General features: G+C 74.3%; 18 protein-coding genes. 16 read left to right on the top strand and 2 right to left on the bottom strand.

The genetic code is table 11. The features are described from left to right. Positions 1-112 precede the first annotated feature (112 nt). From ACFC1X_RS33520 to ACFC1X_RS33585, 14 genes are all read left to right on the top strand, one after another. Positions 113-880 (top strand): GvpL/GvpF family gas vesicle protein, encoded by a 768-nt coding sequence (locus tag ACFC1X_RS33520; protein WP_376361203.1) that lies wholly within the window; start codon positions 113-115, stop codon positions 878-880. A 4-nt stretch (positions 881-884) separates the two neighbouring features. Further along, positions 885-1172 (top strand): gas vesicle protein GvpG, encoded by a 288-nt coding sequence (locus ACFC1X_RS33525; protein WP_376361205.1) that lies wholly within the window; start codon positions 885-887, stop codon positions 1170-1172. Continuing rightward, entirely contained in the window at positions 1169-1729 is a 561-nt protein-coding gene (locus ACFC1X_RS33530) for a hypothetical protein (protein ID WP_376361208.1), read from the top strand. Before ACFC1X_RS33525 ends, ACFC1X_RS33530 begins: the two co-directional genes overlap by 4 nt. Then, a complete protein-coding gene (locus ACFC1X_RS33535) occupies positions 1726-2613 on the top strand; it encodes an SRPBCC family protein (RefSeq protein ID WP_376361211.1) in 888 nt (295 codons plus the stop codon). Before ACFC1X_RS33530 ends, ACFC1X_RS33535 begins: the two co-directional genes overlap by 4 nt. A gap of 18 nt (positions 2614-2631) precedes the next feature. Continuing rightward, on the top strand, positions 2632-3012 hold the full coding sequence (locus ACFC1X_RS33540) for a gas vesicle protein (RefSeq protein ID WP_376361214.1): 381 nt from the start codon (positions 2632-2634) through the stop codon (positions 3010-3012). Continuing rightward, positions 3009-3878 (top strand): GvpL/GvpF family gas vesicle protein, encoded by an 870-nt coding sequence (locus tag ACFC1X_RS33545; protein WP_376361215.1) that lies wholly within the window; start codon positions 3009-3011, stop codon positions 3876-3878. The genes ACFC1X_RS33540 and ACFC1X_RS33545 overlap by 4 nt, the downstream gene beginning before the upstream one ends. Further along, complete coding sequence (locus tag ACFC1X_RS33550) at positions 3875-4123, top strand: gas vesicle protein (protein ID WP_376361217.1); 249 nt, start codon at positions 3875-3877, stop codon at positions 4121-4123. The genes ACFC1X_RS33545 and ACFC1X_RS33550 overlap by 4 nt, the downstream gene beginning before the upstream one ends. Beyond that, entirely contained in the window at positions 4120-4413 is a 294-nt protein-coding gene (locus tag ACFC1X_RS33555; protein ID WP_161330103.1) for a gas vesicle protein K, read from the top strand. The genes ACFC1X_RS33550 and ACFC1X_RS33555 overlap by 4 nt, the downstream gene beginning before the upstream one ends. An 89-nt stretch (positions 4414-4502) precedes the next feature. Beyond that, complete coding sequence (locus ACFC1X_RS33560) at positions 4503-5642, top strand: substrate-binding domain-containing protein (protein WP_376361220.1); 1140 nt, start codon at positions 4503-4505, stop codon at positions 5640-5642. A gap of 126 nt (positions 5643-5768) precedes the next feature. Continuing rightward, positions 5769-7100 (top strand): extracellular solute-binding protein, encoded by a 1332-nt coding sequence (locus ACFC1X_RS33565; protein WP_376361223.1) that lies wholly within the window; start codon positions 5769-5771, stop codon positions 7098-7100. A gap of 24 nt (positions 7101-7124) precedes the next feature. Then, positions 7125-8111 carry a carbohydrate ABC transporter permease gene (locus tag ACFC1X_RS33570; RefSeq protein ID WP_376361226.1) on the top strand — a complete coding sequence of 329 codons (987 nt, stop codon included), beginning with the start codon at positions 7125-7127 and terminating at the stop codon, positions 8109-8111. Next, positions 8108-8971, top strand: a complete 864-nt coding sequence (locus ACFC1X_RS33575) for a carbohydrate ABC transporter permease (protein WP_376361229.1) — start codon at positions 8108-8110, stop codon at positions 8969-8971. Before ACFC1X_RS33570 ends, ACFC1X_RS33575 begins: the two co-directional genes overlap by 4 nt. Next, complete coding sequence (locus ACFC1X_RS33580) at positions 8968-9999, top strand: hydroxyacid dehydrogenase (RefSeq protein ID WP_376361232.1); 1032 nt, start codon at positions 8968-8970, stop codon at positions 9997-9999. The genes ACFC1X_RS33575 and ACFC1X_RS33580 overlap by 4 nt, the downstream gene beginning before the upstream one ends. After that, complete coding sequence (locus ACFC1X_RS33585; RefSeq protein WP_376361235.1) at positions 9996-11897, top strand: DUF2264 domain-containing protein; 1902 nt, start codon at positions 9996-9998, stop codon at positions 11895-11897. The genes ACFC1X_RS33580 and ACFC1X_RS33585 overlap by 4 nt, the downstream gene beginning before the upstream one ends. Here the strand turns inward: ACFC1X_RS33585 and ACFC1X_RS33590 are convergent. Next, on the bottom strand, positions 11894-12793 hold the full coding sequence (locus tag ACFC1X_RS33590; protein WP_376361238.1) for a diacylglycerol kinase family protein: 900 nt from the start codon (positions 12791-12793) through the stop codon (positions 11894-11896). The genes ACFC1X_RS33585 and ACFC1X_RS33590 overlap by 4 nt on opposite strands. A 72-nt stretch (positions 12794-12865) precedes the next feature. Next, positions 12866-14464, bottom strand: a complete 1599-nt coding sequence (locus ACFC1X_RS33595; RefSeq protein WP_376361241.1) for an FAD-binding oxidoreductase — start codon at positions 14462-14464, stop codon at positions 12866-12868. A gap of 71 nt (positions 14465-14535) precedes the next feature. On the opposite strand from ACFC1X_RS33595, the gene ACFC1X_RS33600 reads away from it, so the two are divergent. Then, on the top strand, positions 14536-15153 hold the full coding sequence (locus ACFC1X_RS33600; RefSeq protein ID WP_376361244.1) for a TetR/AcrR family transcriptional regulator: 618 nt from the start codon (positions 14536-14538) through the stop codon (positions 15151-15153). Next, a complete protein-coding gene (locus tag ACFC1X_RS33605) occupies positions 15150-16736 on the top strand; it encodes a glycerol-3-phosphate dehydrogenase/oxidase (RefSeq protein WP_376361247.1) in 1587 nt (528 codons plus the stop codon). The genes ACFC1X_RS33600 and ACFC1X_RS33605 overlap by 4 nt, the downstream gene beginning before the upstream one ends. Positions 16737-16748: the final 12 nt, after the last annotated feature.

Raw genomic sequence — 16748 nt, forward strand, 5'->3', positions numbered from 1 at the left:
GGGGTGCTGGCGCCGTCCCCGGGCCGGCGGGGGTCCCCTCGCGGGAGGTGGCGGGCGCCCGCCCCCCCCCCCCCCGCGACCGACCCCGCCGCCGCACCCGTAGGGAGGACGCATGACCGCGCCCGTCACCACCACCACCGCCCCCGGCACCGTGCTGAAGTCGCTCTACGTCTACGGCATCACGCCCGCCGGGGTCCGCGCACCCCGCTCCCCCGGCGTCGACGGCGCCCCCGTGCGGCTGCTGACCGACTCCGGCCTGTGCGCCGCGGTGTCGGACGCGCCGGCGCGGCTCCTGCCCCGGCGCCGCGACCTGCTGGCCCACCAGGCCGTCCTGGACGAACTGGCGGCGCAGGGACCGCTGCTGCCCATGCGGTTCGCGGTCCTCAGCCCCCGGACCGACACTCTGCTCGCCCAACTGCGCGCCGACTCGGCCCACTTGGCGCAACAGCTCGAAGAGGTGCGGGGATGCGTCGAACTCAACGTCAAGGGCACCGTGGTGCCGGGCCACTTCGCCGATCTGGTACGCCGGGACGAGAGCCTGCGGTCCATGGCGCTGCGGACCCGACGCCGTCCCGACTACGAGGCCAACGTCCGGCTGGGAGAGGCGCTCGCCCTCGGCGTACGCCGGGAGGCACGGCGCGCCGCGCGGGAGGTCCTGGACCGTCTGACGCCGCTGGCGGTGCGCACGGCCGGGGGCACGACCGACGGCGAGCAGGTGCTCAGCGCGTCGTTCCTGCTGCGCGCGGGTGACGAGCGCCGGTTCCGGGAGGCGGTGGACGCGGGGGCCCGTGCCTGCGGGGACCGGCTGACGCTCAGCGTGACCGGCCCCCTGCCCTGCTACAGCTTCGTCGAACCGCGTCCCGCGACGGCGGGGCGGTGACGGGGTGGGCATCGTGAGCGGGCTCCTGCTGCTGCCCCTCGCGCCGGTGCGCGGCACGGCGTGGATCGCCGACCACCTGCTCCAGGAGGCCCGGCGCCAGGCCCACGACCCGCGCGCCGTCCAGGCGCGGCTGGCCGCGCTGAACCGGGCCCTGGACGAGGGCGCCATCGACGAGGCGGCCTTCGAACGGGAGGAGGAGCGGCTGCTCGCCCTCCTCGAACGCCGGGCCCGTCCGGCCCGCCCGGGCGGCCGTACGACCACCATGGACCGAGCGCAGAGAAGGCACGTATGAGCGACAGCAAGACGGCCCTGGCGGCAGCCATGGCAGGCGGATACCTCCTGGGGCGCACGAAGAAGGCCAAGCTCGCCTTCGCGGTCGGCTCCTACCTCGCGGGGCGGCGCATCGGCCTGTCGCCGGGCGACCTGCTGTCCCAGGGACTGGGCGGGCTCCAGCAGGTGCCGCAGCTCCGCGAACTCACCGAGCAGCTGCGCGGCGAGCTGCTGACCGCCGGGCGCGCGGCCGCCACCGCCGCGGCGAACCGACGGCTCACCGGTCTCGCGGACACCCTCCGCGACCGTACTGACGCGCTCACCGGCGAGGGCCGTAGGGACGACGGGGACGAGGAGGGCCCGGACAAGGACACGGAGGACGAGGACGCCTACCTCGACGAGGAGGACGAGGAGGAGGACCGCGAGCCCGAACCCGCACCGCGTCGGCGTACGGCCAAGAAGGCTCCGCCGCGCAAGGCCGCGCCCCCCGCGAAGAAGACGGCCAAGAAGGCCGCGAAGAAGGCCGCGCCCGCGAAGAAGGCCGCGAGTTCACGCAGGCGCGGAGGTGGACGCGGATGACCCCCGACCGGCAGGACAAGGACACCCCGTCCCCCCTCGGGGGCCTCAAGGACGCCCTCGGCGGGTACCTCTCCGCCAGGGGGCACAGCCTCGTCGGCAAGGCGGGTGACCGGATCGGCGGCCTCACCGATCGCCTCACCGCCTCTGCCAACGGCAACGGCAACGGCAACGACGGCGGTAACGGCGGCTCCAAGCGCGGGGGCGGTGGCAAGAGCGGCAGCGGCAGTATCAAGGCGACGCACATCATGGAGGTCGTCGACATCGGCGTTCCCCTGCGCACCGTCTACGACCAGTGGACCCAGCTCCAGGAGTTCAGCGACTTCACCAAGGGCGTCCGCAGCGTCAGCGCCGAGGACGAGGTGACCAGCAACTGGAACCTCAAGGTCGGCCCGTCCAGCCGTAGCTGGAAGGCGACCGTCCAGGAACAGGTCCCCGACGAGCGGATCGTGTGGACCTCCGAGGGCGCCAAGGGCAGCACCCGCGGCGTGGTCACGTTCCACAAGCTGGCGCCCCGGCTGACCCGGGTGGTCGTGGTCTGCGAGTACTACCCGGCGGGCTTCTTCGAGAAGACCGGCAACCTCTGGCGCGCGCAGGGACGCCGGCTGCGGCTGGACCTGAAGCACTTTGCGCGGCACGTGACGCTGGTGGACGAGGAGGAGGTCGAGGGCTGGCGCGGCGAGATCCGTGACGGCGAGGTCGTCCGGACCCACGAGGAGGCCATGGAGGAGGAGACCACCGACGACGACGAGGACGAGTACGAGGACGACGAGGAAGGCGACGAGGAAGAGGACGAAGACGAGGACGGTGACTACGAGGACGAGGACAGTGAGTACGAAGACGAAGAGGATGAAGAGGACGAGGACCGTGGCCGCCGACGCCGCTGACCTGGCGAGGAGCGCCCGGTGACCGACCTCGACCACCGTTACGCGGACCCGGACCCCCTGGCCTGTCCACCCGCCACCGGCAGCCTCGCCGACCTCCTCGAACGGGTCCTCGACAAGGGCATCGTCATCGCCGGTGACATCAAGATCGACCTCCTCGACATCGAACTGCTCACCATCCGGCTGCGGCTGTTCATCGCCTCGGTGGACACCGCGAAGAAGGCGGGCATCGACTGGTGGGAGACCGACCCTGCCCTGTCGTCCCGGGCCGCGCGGGACGCTCTCGTCGAGGAGAACGCACGCCTGCGGGCACGGCTCGACGCCCTGGACGATGCCCTGGAGCACGACGAGGAGGACGACGTGGCGGCCGCCGTCGAGGAGACGTCGGGAGCCGCCCGGTGAGCGCGGACGTGGGGGTGGAGCCCGGCATCGTCTGCGCCTTCGCCGTCACGGGCACCCCGCCGGACCCCGCCGCGCTCGCCTCGGCGACCGGTCACGAGGAGGGCGGTCCGCTGCGCGTGCTCGACGCGGGCGGCGGTCTGTGCCTGGTCGTCCAGGACGTCCCCGCGGCCCTGTTCGACGAGGAGGCCCTGGCGGAACGCCTCAACCGGCCCACCGACCTGGAACGCTGCGCCCGCGCCCACCACCGGGCCGTCGAGGCCGCGGCGGGGCGGGGTGCGGTCGTACCCCTGCCGATGGCGACGCTGTACCGCGGCGACCGGTCGGCGGTGCGGGCCGTCTCCGACCGGCGGCCGGTGCTGGAGGTTCTGCTCGACCGTCTCCGGAACCGCACCGAGTGGGCGGTGAAGGTGCACGCCGCCGAGGGAACGGCGGACGACCTCCCCAAGGCCCCCGCCGACCCCGGCTCCGGCTCCGGCTCCGGCTCCGGCTCCGGCTCCGGCTCCGGTGGGCGTGCCTACCTGAGCCGGGCCAGCGCACGGCGGCGCGACCGGCAGCAGGCGCACGGGAGGGCGCGGGCCGAGGCGGAGGCCGTCGACGCGGAGCTGCGGCGGTACGCCGTCGCCGCGACCCGGCACCGGCCGCAGAGCGAGCGGCTGACGGGCCGCCGCGCCCCGCAACTCCTCAACGCCGCCTACCTGGTGGAGGACGCCGACCGCGCCGCCTTCACCCGCGCCCTGGCCGGGCTCACCGCCGAGTTGCGGCACCCGGCCGTACGGGTCGACGCCTCGGGACCGTGGATCCCGTACTCCTTCGCGCGCTGGGACGAGGAACCGGACGCCCACCCCGGCCAGGAGGTCCCCGCATGACCGTCGCGGACAGCCGTACGCCGGGCCCGGCCCCCGTACCGTGGGGCGGCCCGGAGCCGTACGCGCCGGTCGGGGTGCCCCTCGTCGACCTGCTGGACCGGGTGCTGGCGACCGGGGTCGTGGTCAGCGGCGACCTCGTCCTGGCGATCGCGGACGTGCCGCTGGTGCGGATCTCCCTGCACGCGCTGCTGGCGTCGGTGAGCGAGCGGATGCCCGCTCCCTGGCCGGACAGCGGTCCGCTGTGACCGGGCGCCGGGAGCACGCCCTCGACCTGGACCCCGAGCGGGTCACGAACGACCTGGCCGCCCTGGTGCTCACGGTCGTAGAACTGCTGCGCCAGCTCATGGAGCGTCAGGCCGTGCGCCGCTTCGACGAGGGCACCCTCAGCGCGGCGCAGGAGGACCGGCTCGGTACGGCGCTCATGCTGCTCGACGAGCGGATGGACGACCTGTGCGCCCAGCACGGCCTGAGCCGTGCCGACCTGAACCTCGACCTGGGCCCGCTGGGCCCCCTCCTCGCGGACCCCGAGCCCTAGGCCCGCAGGAACGCACGGGCACCCCGCACGAGCGATCGCTATGATGGCGAAGAATCGCTCAAACGAACATTCACGGGTGGGGAGACCTGATGCGGGAGCCGGTCGATCTCAGGCGCCAGCGGATCCTGGCGGCGGTGCAGGCGCGCGGTACCGCGCGGGTGCGGGACCTCGCCGACGAGTTGCAGGTCTCGGTGGTCACCGTGCGCCGGGACGTGGAGGAGCTGACGCGTGAGGGCCGGCTGGCGCGCGGGCACGGGGTCGTCCGGTCCACGCTGCCGGACCGGGAGGCGCCCGCGGACACCGGCGGGGCGGCCGGGGACCGGGTTGCGGTGGTGGTTCCGGTACGGCACTCCTACCTCACGGAGACCCTGCACGGCGCGCGCACGGTCCTGGAGGAGTCGGGGCTGCGCATAGCCCTGCACCTCGCGCCGCAGGCCTCCGGCGCCGAACGGCCCCTGGTGGAGCGGGCGCTGGCGGACGGCGCGCAGGGGCTGCTGATCGCCCCGCGCTGGCGCGGCCGGGCCGAGGAGGCCGCCGACCACGAGTGGCTCGCCGGGACCGGGGTGCCGACGGTGCTGATGGAGCGCCGCCCGTGGCGGGGCAGCGCGCTGCACGCCCTGGACTCGGTGTGCTCGGACCACTGGTACGGCGCGCACCTGGCGGTGGAGCACCTGGTGGGCCTCGGTCACCGGCGCATCGTGTTCGCCACGCGGCACGACAGTCCCACCGCCCGTTCGCTGCGCGCCGCGTTCACCGAGATCGCCGGGGCGCATCCCCTGGTGGAGCGGTGGGCGTGGACCCTCGTCTCGCCGGAGGCCGGGGTGGACGGGCCGTACGCGGCGGACGAGACGGCCGAGCTGCCCGCGCTGATGCGCAAGGTGGGGGCGACCGCCATGGTGCTGCACGGCGACGTGGACGCGCTGATGATCGTCCAGCGGCTGGCGGAGGAGGGGGTGCGGGTGCCGCAGGACTGCTCGGTCGTGGCGTACGACGACGTGGTGGCCGGGCTGGGCTCGCCGCCGCTGACGGCCGTCGCGCCGCCGAAGGCCGAGGTCGGACGCACGGCTGCGGAGCTGCTGCTCCAGCGGCTGTCCGAGCCGCCCGGGACCCGGCCGGGCCGGCGCGTCGAGCTGCTGCCGCGGCTGATGGTGCGCGGATCGACCGAGTATCTGTCCGAGCAGCCGACCGAGCTGCAGACCGGCCTGCCGATCGGCCCGCCGACCGAGTGAGCGTTTGAGCGTTTAATTTTCTTCTGATCGATCTCTTGACCGTTTGAGTCGGGGCGTTCAGGATTCCCGTGTCCCGAACAGTCGTGGCCGCACCCCCGCGGACACGCAGGAGCCGCGGGAGGCGCCATGCCCGGACGACAGAGCCGTCGGTCCGTGCTCGCCGCGATGGCCGCCGTACCCCTGACAGGAGCCGTGAGCGCCTGCAGCGGGGGGAACGGCGCATCGTCGGCCCGCACCGGAACCACCACGCGCGTCACCTTCTGGTCCGCCCTGCGCGGCAGCCAGGAGGTGGTCGACGCGTTCAACCGCACACACCGCACCATCCAGGTCGACTTCCAGCAGATCCCCTCCGGCGGGCAGGGCGGTTACGCCAAGCTCAGCAACGCCGCCCGGGCCGGGAACGCGCCCGACGTCGCCACCATCGAGTATCCGCAGGTCCCGGGGTACGCCATCGACGGAGTCGCACGCGACATCACCGACCTGGTGAGCGACGGCCTGCGCCGCAAGCTGCTGCCGCAGGCGCTCGGACTGACCACGTTCGAGGACCGCGTGTTCGCCGTGCCGCTGGACGTCGAGCCCATGGTCATGCACTACCGCGCCGACCTGTTCGACCGCTACGGGCTCCAGGTCGCGCGCACCTGGGACGAGTTCGCCGAGCAGGCCGCGACCGTGCGCCGCAAGGCACCGGACCGGCGGCTGGTGCTGTTCCCGTCCGACGGGATGACGCAGTTCGCCTGCTACGCCTGGCAGGCGGGCGCCCAGTGGTTCGACACCTCCGGGGGCGCCTGGAACGTGTCCCTCGCCGACGCACCGTCCCGGCGGGTCGCGGAGTACTGGCAGCGTCTCATCGACCGCGACCACGTCTTCATGAACGCGGTCGAGAGCAGACAGTCCGACGCGCAGATCGGCAACGGGCTGGTCCTCACCCGGCTCAGCGGCGCGTGGGACGCCGGCGCGCAGATGAACGCGCGGCCCGGGCAGAAGGGCCAGTGGCGGATCGCGCCGCTGCCGCAGTGGGACACCGGCAGCCCGTCCGCCGGCACGCACGGCGGGTCGACCTTCGCGGTCACCAAGGACAGCCGGCACCCCGAGGCCGCCATGGAGTTCATCGAGTGGCAGGTCTCCCACCCCGACGCGCTGCGCGCCCGCCTCTCCAGCGGCACCAGCAGCCAGTACCCGGCCGCACCCGGCCTGGTGCCGGTGGGACGGGACGCCTTCGACCGCTCGTACTACGGCGGACAGGACATCTACACCCTGTTCGAGCAGGAGGCCGAGAAGATCGGCGAGCAGTGGCTGTGGGGGCCGCGGATGAGCGCGACCCAGAAGGTCATGCAGGACTCCTTCGCCCGCGTCAGCGGCGGCCAGGGCAGCCTCGTGGAATCGCTGCGCACCGCGCAGGAGGGCACCATGCCCGACCTCAGGGCCCTCGGCCTGTCCACCACCCAGCGCAGCACCTGAGCCGACGAAAGGCAGGTGACACCCATGACCACGACGACCCACTCACGGGTGCCGGCCGGCGCGACCCGCGCCGCCGCCCCGGAGCCCTCCGCCTCCGGCATCCGCGCCCGCAGAGCCGCCAAGCGGCGCCAACTGGCCGCCTGCGGCGTCCTGATGACGCCGTTCTTCGCCCTGCTGGTCACCGTCTTCCTGATCCCCGTCGGCACCGCCGTCTACCTCAGCTTCTACAGCGACGACCAGCCCGGACTCGGCTTCGGTCCCGAGCGCACGGTCTTCGTCGGACTGCGCTCCTACGCCGCCGTGCTCACCGACCCCACCTTCCTCGGCGGGCTCGGTACGGTCGCCCTGTACTGCCTGATCTACATCCCGCTGATGGTCGTCGGTGCGCTCGTCCTCGCCCTGCTGCTGGACTCCGGCGTGGTCCGGCTGCGCGCCTTCGCCCAGCTCGGCCTGTTCCTGCCGCACGCGGTGCCCGGCATCATCGCCGCGCTGATCTGGCTGTACCTGTACACGCCCGGCATCAGTCCGGTCATCGAGCTGTTCGCGAAGGGCGACATCACGATCGACTTCCTCGGCGTGCACACGGTGCTCCCGTCCATCGTGAACATCGCGCTGTGGAGCAACCTCGGCTACAACATGGTGGTCTTCTACGCCGCCCTCCAGGCCGTGCCGCGCGAGGTGATCGAGGCGTCCGTGGTCGACGGCGCGGGGCCGGTGCGCACCGCGCTCCAGGTCAAGACGCCGCTGGTGCGGGCCTCCATCGTGATGGTGTCGATCTTCACGCTGATCTGGGCGCTCCAGCTGTTCACCGAGCCGATGCTGCTCAGCCAGTCCTCGCCGATGATCAGCTCGCGGTTCTCGCCCAGCATGTACATCTACGACGCGGCCTTCACCCGCAACAACTACAGTCTCGCGGCGGCCGCCTCGGTCGTCCTGCTGGTGTGCACCATCGCCCTGTCCTACGGCGTCACCCGCTTCACCAGCCGCGCCGACGCCGAGGAGGCCCGATGAGCGCCACCGACAGTTCGCTGCTCCGCCCGAGACTGCTGGGCCGCCTCACGGTCAACGTGGTCGTCGCCGTCTCCGTCCTCTACACGCTGCTGCCCGTGCTGTGGCTGGTGCTCGCCGCCGGCAAGACGCGGGACGCCCTGTTCAGCAGCGACCTGCTCTCCCTGAGCGACTTCTCGTTCCTCCAGAACCTCGGCGACCTGTTCGCCATGGACGGCGGGCTGTACGGCCGCTGGTACGTCAACAGCCTGCTGTACGCCGTCCTCGGGGCGGCCCTCGGCGCGCTGGTGAGCGTGGCCTGCGGCTACGCCTTCGACAAGTACCGCTTCCGGCACAAGGAGAAGCTGTTCGGGCTGGTGCTGGCGGCGGTCATGGTGCCGCAGACGGTCCTCGCGCTGCCGCTGTACCTGATGGCGTCCGAGGCCGGCCTGGTGAACACCTTCTGGGCGGTGTTCATCCCGGTGCTGTTCAACCCGTTCGGCGTCTACCTGGGCCGGATCTTCGCGCGGGGCTACGTGCCCGACGAGGTGCTGGAGGCGGCGCGCGTGGACGGGGCGGGCGAGCTGACCACGTACGTCCGGGTGGCGCTGCGGATGCTGGGCCCTGGCCTGATCACCGTCTTCCTCTTCCAGCTGACCGCGATCTGGAACAACTTCTTCCTGCCCATGGTGATGCTGTCCGACCAGGACCTGTATCCCGTCAGTCTCGGCCTGTACCAGTGGAACAGTTCGGCGTCCGTGTCGCCGGAGTACTACCCCGTGGTGATCATGGGTTCACTGCTCGCCGTACTGCCGCTCATCCTCGCCTTCGTGCTGCTCCAGCGATTCTGGCGCAGCGGCCTGACCGCCGGAGCCGTCAAGTGACCCCGTACGCCCCCGGACCCGTCTTCCGGCCCCGTGCCGCCGTGGCCATGTCCCCGGACGCCGCCTCCGCCGTCCTCGACCCCCAGTCGCTCGGCGCGTTCCGCCGGGTCTGCGAACTCGCGCCGTTCCCGGTGCTGGACGACCTGTCCACCCCGCGGGCCCGGTCCGTGCTGGCCGACGTGGACCTGCTGGTCACCGGCTGGGGCTGTCCGCCGCTGGACGCGGACGTGCTGCGGGCGGCTCCGGGGCTGCGGGCCGTGGTGCACACGGCGGGCAGTATCCGCGCTCATGTCACCGACGCGTGCTGGGAGCGGGGCGTCGAGGTCTCCTCGGCCGCCGCGGCCAACGCGCTGCCGGTCGCCGAGTACACCCTGGGCATGATCCTGCTCAGCGGCAAGCGGGTGCTGGAGCGGGCCCGCGACTACCGGGCCACCCGGACCCGGGGCAACTGGCTGCGCACCTCGCGCGGCGTCGGCAACTACCGGCGCACGGTCGGCATCCTGTCGGCCTCGCTGATCGGCCGCCGGGTCGTGGAACTGCTGCGGCCGCACGACATCGAGGTCTTGCTGCACGACCCGTACGTCAGCGACGCGGAGGCCGCCGAACTGGGCGTGGAACGCGTCGAGTTGCCGGAGCTGTTCGCACGCTGCGACACCGTCAGCGTGCACACCCCGCTGCTGCCCACGACCCGCGGGCTGGTCGGCCGCGCGCTGATCGAGTCGATGCCGGCCGACGCGGTGCTGATCAACACCTCCCGCGGGGCGGTCGTCGACCAAGAGGCGCTCACCGACGCCGCCATGGCCGGCCGGATCCGGGCCGTGCTGGACGTCACCGACCCCGAGGCGCTGCCGCCGGACCATCCGCTGTGGGACTGCGAGCACGCCCTGATCACCCCGCACCTCGCCGGCTCCGAGGGCAACGAGTGGCGCCGCCTGGCCGACCTCGCGCTCGCCGAGACGACCCGCTGGGCGTCCGGTGCCGGCTTCCTCCATCCCGTACGACGCGAAAGGCTGGCGTTCCTGGCATGAGCATCCCGTTCGAACTGCCCACCGAGGACCGTGCGTCGAGCCCGTACACCGGCTGGACCCGGGCCCACTGGGAGGCCGTCGCCGACGGACTGCTGTGGGCCGCGTGGCGCTGGAGCACCCCGGGCGGCGCCCTGCTCGACCTGCCGGGACGCCCGTCGCGTTCCGGTGTGCGCTCCGACGGCCTGGAAGGCTTCGCGCGGACGTTCCTCGCGGCCGCCTTCCGGGTCGCGGGCGCCGACGGCGAGGACCCGCACGACTGGCTGGGCCGCTACGCGCGCGGCCTCGCCTCGGGCACCCTCACCCCCGGCCGCGACGACACCGAGTCCTGGCCGCTGATCCTCGACCACGACGTGCAGGGCCAGCCGATGGTCGAGTCGGCGTCGGTCGCGCTCGGGCTGCGGCTGACCTCGCCGTGGCTGTGGAAGAACCTCGACGCCGGGGTCCAGGACCGGGTCGAGGAGTGGCTGCGCGGCGCGCTGCGGCACGTGCCGGCGCCGAACAACTGGTACCTGTTCCCGTACACGGTCGCCGGGTTCCTGGAGTCGGTCGGCCGCGGCGACGCGGAGACGGCCGCGGCACGGGAGCGGGCGCTGGAGCTGATGGAGGGCTGGTACCGGGGCGGGGGCTGGTACGCCGACGGCGACGGTCGCGCCTTCGACCACTACAACGGCTGGGCGCTGCACCTGTACCCCGTGCTCGACGCCCACCTCGGCGGCGACGCCGACGCCCTCGGCCGGTACGGGGAGCGGTTGCGGGCCCACCTGGAGGGGTTCGCCCTGATGTTCGGCGCCGACGGCGCGCCGCTGCACTACGGCCGCTCGCTCACCTACCGCTTCGCGGCGTCGTCCGCCGTGGGCCTGGGCGCGCTGACCGGGCACACCCCGCTGTCGCCGGGTGCCTCGCGGCGGCTGGTGAGTGGCAGCCTACGGTACTTCATGGACCGCGGGGCGCTGAGCGACGAGGGGCTGCTGAGCCTGGGGTGGTTCGGCCCGCACGAGGCGACCCTCCAGCCGTACTCGGGACCGGCCTCCCCGTACTGGGCGTCGAAGGCGTTCGTGTCGCTCCTCGCCCCGGCCGGCCACCCGCTGTGGACGGCGCCCGAGGAGCCGGCGCCGGTGGAGGAGACGGACCGCGTGCTCGCCCTCGCCGCGCCGGGGCTGCTGGTGCAGTCGACGCGCGAGGACGGGATCGTCCGGCTGCACAACCACGGCAGCGACCATGTCCGGCCGCACGAGGGCGAGTCGGCGGACCAGGACGACCCGCACTACGGCCGGCAGGCCTACTCGACCCGGACGGGCCCCACGGCCGGGGAGAACGCCGCGGACAACCACCTGTCGGTCGAGGTGGGCGGCCGGGGCAGCGTCCGGCGCCGCGTCCACCCGCTCGGCGCCGGGCAGGGCGACGGCTGGGGCTGGGCGGCGTCCTGGCACCGGCCCGTCTTCACCGGCGGCGCCCCGATGGTGCCGGGGCTGCGGGTGGAGAGCGTGACGGTGGCCCGGGGTCCGTACGAACTGCGGGTGCACCGGGTCGTCGGGGCGCCGCGGGGGGCCCGGGTCACGCACACCGGGTGGGCCACCGGCCCCGAGGAGCCCCTGGTCTCCGGGCTGCACGGACTGCACGGCTGGCTGCCCGGGACCGAGACGGTGCGCGCCCCGCAGGGCACGGCGTACGTGCCGTGGGCCGAGCTGCCCCGGCTGTCCGGCGAGGCGGGCGGGACCACCCTGCACGTCTGCCTGGCGGCACTCACCGGTGAGCCGGTGACCATGTCGATCACCGAGGCCGTCACGGAGGTCGTGCCGGGTGAGAGCCACGTCGACGTGGTCTGGACGCACGACGGCGGCCGCACCCGGGTCTCGTTCGGCCCGGTGGCGGTGACGCACTCCGCGGACACGGCCTAGGACGTCCGCGCGGGTTCCGACAGTACGCGCAGGGCGCCGGGCAGTACCCGGGCGGTGACGGGGACGGCGGCCTCGACCTCTCCGTCGGCGCCGTAGGGTATCGGCCGGTCCGCCTCGATGCGGATCTCCCTGCCGCGCAGGACGCGGACCTGGGGGCGGTGGACGTGGGCGCCCGTCTCGAGTTCGTTCATCAGCCTGAAGAACAGCCATCGCGGCGCGTCGTGGATCATCACCACCTCCAGCAGGCCGTCGTCCACCTCGGCGGCGGGCGCGATGAGCCGGTTGAAGCCGTAGTAGCCGGAGTTGGCGGCCACCACGGTGTAGCCGGTGAAGGCGTGCTCCTCGCCGTCGACCGTGACCCGGTATCGGGTCGGGCGCCAGCCGGCGACGGCGCGCAGCGCGCCCGCGTAGTAGGAGGCCGTGCCGCGCAGCAGGCGCGCGCTGTTGGCGTGGTGGTTGGCGAGCGCGTCGACCCCGGCGTAGACGCTGCCGAGCACGACCGCGCGGTCGTGGACGGCCGAGGTGACCTCGATGGTGTCGACGGAGCGGGGTTCGCCGTCGAGCAGTACCCGGGCGAGCCCGGCCGGGTCGGTGGGCAGCTTCAGCGCGCGGGCGAAGTCGTTGCCGCGCCCGGCCGGGACGAGCCCGAGCAGGGCCCCGGTGCCGCTGAGCGCGCCGCCGATCCCGCCCGCCATCCCGTCGCCGCCGACGGCGAGCACCACCCGGCCGCGGTCACCGGCGCGCCGGGCGAGTTCCCGGGCGTGCGCGAGGCTGTGGCTGTACTCGGTCTCCAGCCCGGCGCCCGCCTCCCGCAGCAACCGGGCCACCCCGAGCAGCGCGGCGGCCGAGGTGGCGCCGCCCGCGGTGGGGTTGACGACGGCGGTGAACTGTCGCATCGATGTGCCTCCGGGCTGACGGATGGTGCCGGACTGTTGTCTCACGGGTGCGCGGGGTGCCGGTCGGCGGGGTCAGTCCGCCGGCAGCATGACGCCCGGACTGAGCACGCCGGCGGGGTCCAGGCTGTGCTTGACCGCGCGCAGGGCCGCGATGCCGAGGGGGCCGGCCTCCTGGACGTACCAGTCCCGGTGGTCGGTGCCGACGCCGTGGTGGTGGGTGATGGTGCCGCCCGCGGCGAGGATCGCCTCGTTGGCCGCGTGCTTGGCCCGGGTCCAGTGCGCCACGGCGTCGTCGCCCTGGGCGGAGACGACGGTGAAGTACAGGGAGGCGCCGTTCTCGTAGACGTGCGAGATGTGGCACATGACCAGCGGCGGGGTGCCGGCGTCGGTGAGGGTGCCGGTGAGCGCGTCGCGGACGGCGGCGTAGAGGGCGGGGACGCGGGACCAGTAGGTCGCGGTCTCCAGGGTCTCGGCGAGCGCCCCGGCGTCGAGGAGGGAGTCCCGCAGGTACGGCGCCGAGTAGCGGCCGTGGGCCCAGCGCTCCCCCGGCTCCTCGCCCGCGAAGGTGCCCCCGCTCTCGCGCAGGACGGCGGCGGCCTCCTCGCGGCGGTGCGCGGTGTCGGCCTCGGTGCCCTCGAAGCCGACGACGGCCAGGCATCCGGCGTCCTGCCGGTCGAGGGAGGAGCCGAGGGCGTCGGGCTGGGCGAGGCCGATCAGGGTCTCGGTCTCGTCGGAGAGCCGCAGCACCGTGGGACGCGGGCCGTCCTGGGCGAGCCTGCGCAGGGCGGCGGCGCCCGCGTCGAAGGAGGCGAAGCGCCAGCCCTCGTAGCGGCGGACCTCGGGTACGGGCCGCACGCGGACGGTGACGGAGGTGATGACGCCGAAGGCGCCCTCCGAGCCCAGGACGAGCTGGCGCAGGTCGGGTCCGGCGGCCGAGCGCGGGGCGCGGCCGGTGACCAGGGTGCCTTCGGGGGTGGCGAGGGTGAGGCCGAGGACCATCTCGTCGAAGCGGCCGTAACCGGCGGAGGCCTGTCCGCTGGAGCGGGTGGCGGCGAAGCCGCCGATGGTGGCCCACTCGTAGGACTGCGGGAAGTGGCCGAGGGTGTACCCGTGCGCGGCGAGCAGCGCCTCGGCCTCGGGGGCGCGCAGGCCGGGTTGCAGGCGGGCGGTGCGGGAGACCTCGTCCAGTTCGAGCAGGCGGTTCATGCGGCGCAGGTCGAGGGCGACGAAGGCGCCGCGGTGCCCGGGGGCGAGGCCGCCCACCACGGAGGTGCCGCCGCCGAAGGGGACGACGGGCAGCCGGTGCTCGGCACAGGTCTCCAGCACGGCCAGCACCTCGTCGTGGCCGTCGGGCAGGATCACGGCGGCCGGGGTGTCGGTGACGTCGCCGGTCCGCATCAGCAGCAGGTCGGGGGTGGACTTGCCGCGGGTGTGCCTCACGCGGGTCTCCGCGTCGGTGCGCACGTCGTCCGCACGGCCGCCGACCGCCGCCGTGAGCGCCCGGCGGGCGGCCTCGTCCAGGGGCGACTCGGGGACGTCGATCTCCGCCAGCGGGAGCGGGGCGGCGTCGCGGGGCTTGACGCCGAGCAGTTCGCGCAGCAGCCCGGTCACCGTGTCCGGCAGCGGTGTCGCCCTGGCCGGGTCGCCCCAGCCGTTCCACAGCATGTCCATGGCCTGTCGTCCTCACGGTCGCTTCTGGGGATGCCTGCCGCACCACCCGGCGGGGCGTTACACTGTTACACATGACGCCCAACCGTCACAACCACTCGACCCGGCCGAACCCCTCGGACAACGACACGGTGCTCGACGCCGTCCGCGACTGCGTGATGGCCGTCGGGGTCCGCCGCACGACGATGACCGACGTCGCCCGCCGCGCCGGTGTCTCCCGGATGACCCTGTACCGGCGCTGGCCGGACGTGCGGTCCCTGGTCGGCGACCTGATGACCCGCGAGTGGATCGCGGTGGCGACCGGGGCCATCCCGGAGCCCCGGCCGGGCACCGGGACCCGCCCGCGCCTCGTCGAGGGACTGGTGGCCGGGGTGGAGGGGTTCCGCGCCCACCCGCTCTTCCGCAAGATCGTCGACGTCGACCCCGAGCTGCTCCTGCCCTACGTCCTCGACCGGCGCGGAGCGAGCCAGGAAGCCCTGCTGGAGCTGCTCGAGGACGCGCTGGGACAGGGGCACGCCGACGGCTCGGTGCGCCGGGCGCACCCCGAACGGCAGGCACGGTCCGTGCTGCTGGTCGTCCAGTCCTTCGCCCTGTCGCTGCGGACCATGACCGACGAGGACGACGACGAGCTGACCTCCGCGGCCTTCCTCGCGGAGCTGCGGACCATCCTGGAAAGGACCCTCACGCCATGAGCCCCACCAGCAGCCCCGCCGCCGGGGCGGCCTCCCTGTCCGCCGCACGGCGCGCCCGCGAGCTGGCCGACACCGTGGGCGGTCCCGTCGTGGACGTCCTGGTCGTCGGCCTCGGCGCGACCGGCGCGGGGGCCGCCCTGGACGCGGCGGCCCGCGGGCTGAGCGTCGTCGCCGTGGACGCCCACGACCTGGCCTTCGGCACCTCCCGCTGGAGCTCCAAACTCATCCACGGCGGCCTGCGCTACCTCGCCTCCGCGCAGCTCGACGTCGCCCACGAGAGCGCGGTGGAGCGCGGGGTGCTGATGGAGCGCACGGCACCCCATCTGGTGCGCGCCCAGCCCTTCGTGCTGCCGCTGACGCCGCTGGTCTCCCGCGGCCAGGCCGCGCTGGCGTGGGCCGGCTTCCGGGCCGGCGACACCCTGCGGCTCGCGGCGCGCACGGCCCGGGCCACGCTGCCCGCGCCGCGCCGGCTCTCCGCCGTGGAGACCCGGCACCTCGCGCCGGCGCTGCGCTCCGACCGGCTGCGCGGCGGCCTGCTGTCCTGGGACGGCCGGCTCACCGACGACGCCCGGCTGGTGACCGCGCTCGCCCGCACCGCCGCCGCCCGCGGCGCCCGGATCCTGACCCGGACCAGGGCGCTGGAGCTGACCTCGTCCGGCGCCCGGATACGCGACGAGCTGACCGGCGAGGAGGGCGTGGTGCGGGCCCGCGCGGTGATCAACGCCTCCGGGGTGTGGGCCGGCGGCCTCGTGGACGGCATCCGGGTCCGCCCCTCCCGCGGCACCCACCTCGTCCTGCGCTCCGACCACCTCGGCCCGCTCCCCGCGGGCCTGCACGTGCCGGTCCCCGGGGAGACCAACCGCTTCGTCCTGGTCCTGCCCCAGGGCGACGGCCGGGTCTACGTCGGTCTGACCGACGAACCCGTGGAGGGCGACGTCCCGGACGTGCCGGAGGTGCCCGAGACCGACGTGGGCTTCCTGCTCGACGTGCTCGGTTCGGTACTGGACGTGCCCGTGCACCGCGAGGACGTGGTGGGCGCCTTCGCCGGTCTGCGCCCCCTGCTGGACACCACCTCGCCGGACCGGGCGGGCGGCGGGCCCCGCACGGCGGACGTCTCGCGCCGGCACGCCGTGCTCACCTCGTCGGAGGGCGTGATCACCGTGGTCGGCGGCAAGCTCACCACGTACCGGCGCATGGCCGAGGACGCGGTGAACGCCGCCGTCGCCGCCCGCGGCCTGACCGCGGGCCCCTCCCCCACCGCCGCCCTGCCCCTGGTCGGCGCCGCCGCCCCGCAGGCCCTGGCCACGGTGCGGGCGCCGGACCGCCTGGTGCGGCGCTACGGCACCGAGGCGCCCGACGTGCAGGCCCTCGCCGCCCGGAACCCCCGGCTCGCCGAACGGGTGCTGCCGGCTCACCCCGTCACCGGCGCCGAGCTGCTGTGGGCGCTGCGCCACGAGGGCGCCCTCGACGAGGCGGACCTCCTCGACCGGCGCACCCGCATCGGCCTGGTGCCCGAGGACCGCGCGGCGGCCCTGGACGCCGTACGGGACCTGGTCGGCGAGACCATGGCGCGGCACGACTGAGGACGGCCGCAC

Source organism: Streptomyces sp. NPDC056128 (assembly GCF_042263835.1).
GTDB lineage: Bacteria > Actinomycetota > Actinomycetes > Streptomycetales > Streptomycetaceae > Streptomyces.

Excerpts from the sequence above, each read along its gene's own strand:
- ACFC1X_RS33570 (WP_376361226.1), top strand. The coding sequence starts at position 7,125 with ATGACCACGACGACCCACTCACGGGTGCCGGCCGGCGCGACCCGCGCC.
- ACFC1X_RS33575 (WP_376361229.1), top strand. The coding sequence starts at position 8,108 with ATGAGCGCCACCGACAGTTCGCTGCTCCGCCCGAGACTGCTGGGCCGC.
- ACFC1X_RS33600 (WP_376361244.1), top strand. The coding sequence starts at position 14,536 with ATGACGCCCAACCGTCACAACCACTCGACCCGGCCGAACCCCTCGGAC.
- ACFC1X_RS33605 (WP_376361247.1), top strand. The coding sequence starts at position 15,150 with ATGAGCCCCACCAGCAGCCCCGCCGCCGGGGCGGCCTCCCTGTCCGCC.
- ACFC1X_RS33590 (WP_376361238.1), bottom strand. The coding sequence starts at position 12,793 with ATGCGACAGTTCACCGCCGTCGTCAACCCCACCGCGGGCGGCGCCACC.
- ACFC1X_RS33535 (WP_376361211.1), top strand. The coding sequence starts at position 1,726 with ATGACCCCCGACCGGCAGGACAAGGACACCCCGTCCCCCCTCGGGGGC.
- ACFC1X_RS33565 (WP_376361223.1), top strand. The coding sequence starts at position 5,769 with ATGCCCGGACGACAGAGCCGTCGGTCCGTGCTCGCCGCGATGGCCGCC.
- ACFC1X_RS33560 (WP_376361220.1), top strand. The coding sequence starts at position 4,503 with ATGCGGGAGCCGGTCGATCTCAGGCGCCAGCGGATCCTGGCGGCGGTG.
- ACFC1X_RS33520 (WP_376361203.1), top strand. The coding sequence starts at position 113 with ATGACCGCGCCCGTCACCACCACCACCGCCCCCGGCACCGTGCTGAAG.
- ACFC1X_RS33585 (WP_376361235.1), top strand. The coding sequence starts at position 9,996 with ATGAGCATCCCGTTCGAACTGCCCACCGAGGACCGTGCGTCGAGCCCG.
- ACFC1X_RS33595 (WP_376361241.1), bottom strand. The coding sequence starts at position 14,464 with ATGGACATGCTGTGGAACGGCTGGGGCGACCCGGCCAGGGCGACACCG.
- ACFC1X_RS33550 (WP_376361217.1), top strand. The coding sequence starts at position 3,875 with ATGACCGTCGCGGACAGCCGTACGCCGGGCCCGGCCCCCGTACCGTGG.
- ACFC1X_RS33530 (WP_376361208.1), top strand. The coding sequence starts at position 1,169 with ATGAGCGACAGCAAGACGGCCCTGGCGGCAGCCATGGCAGGCGGATAC.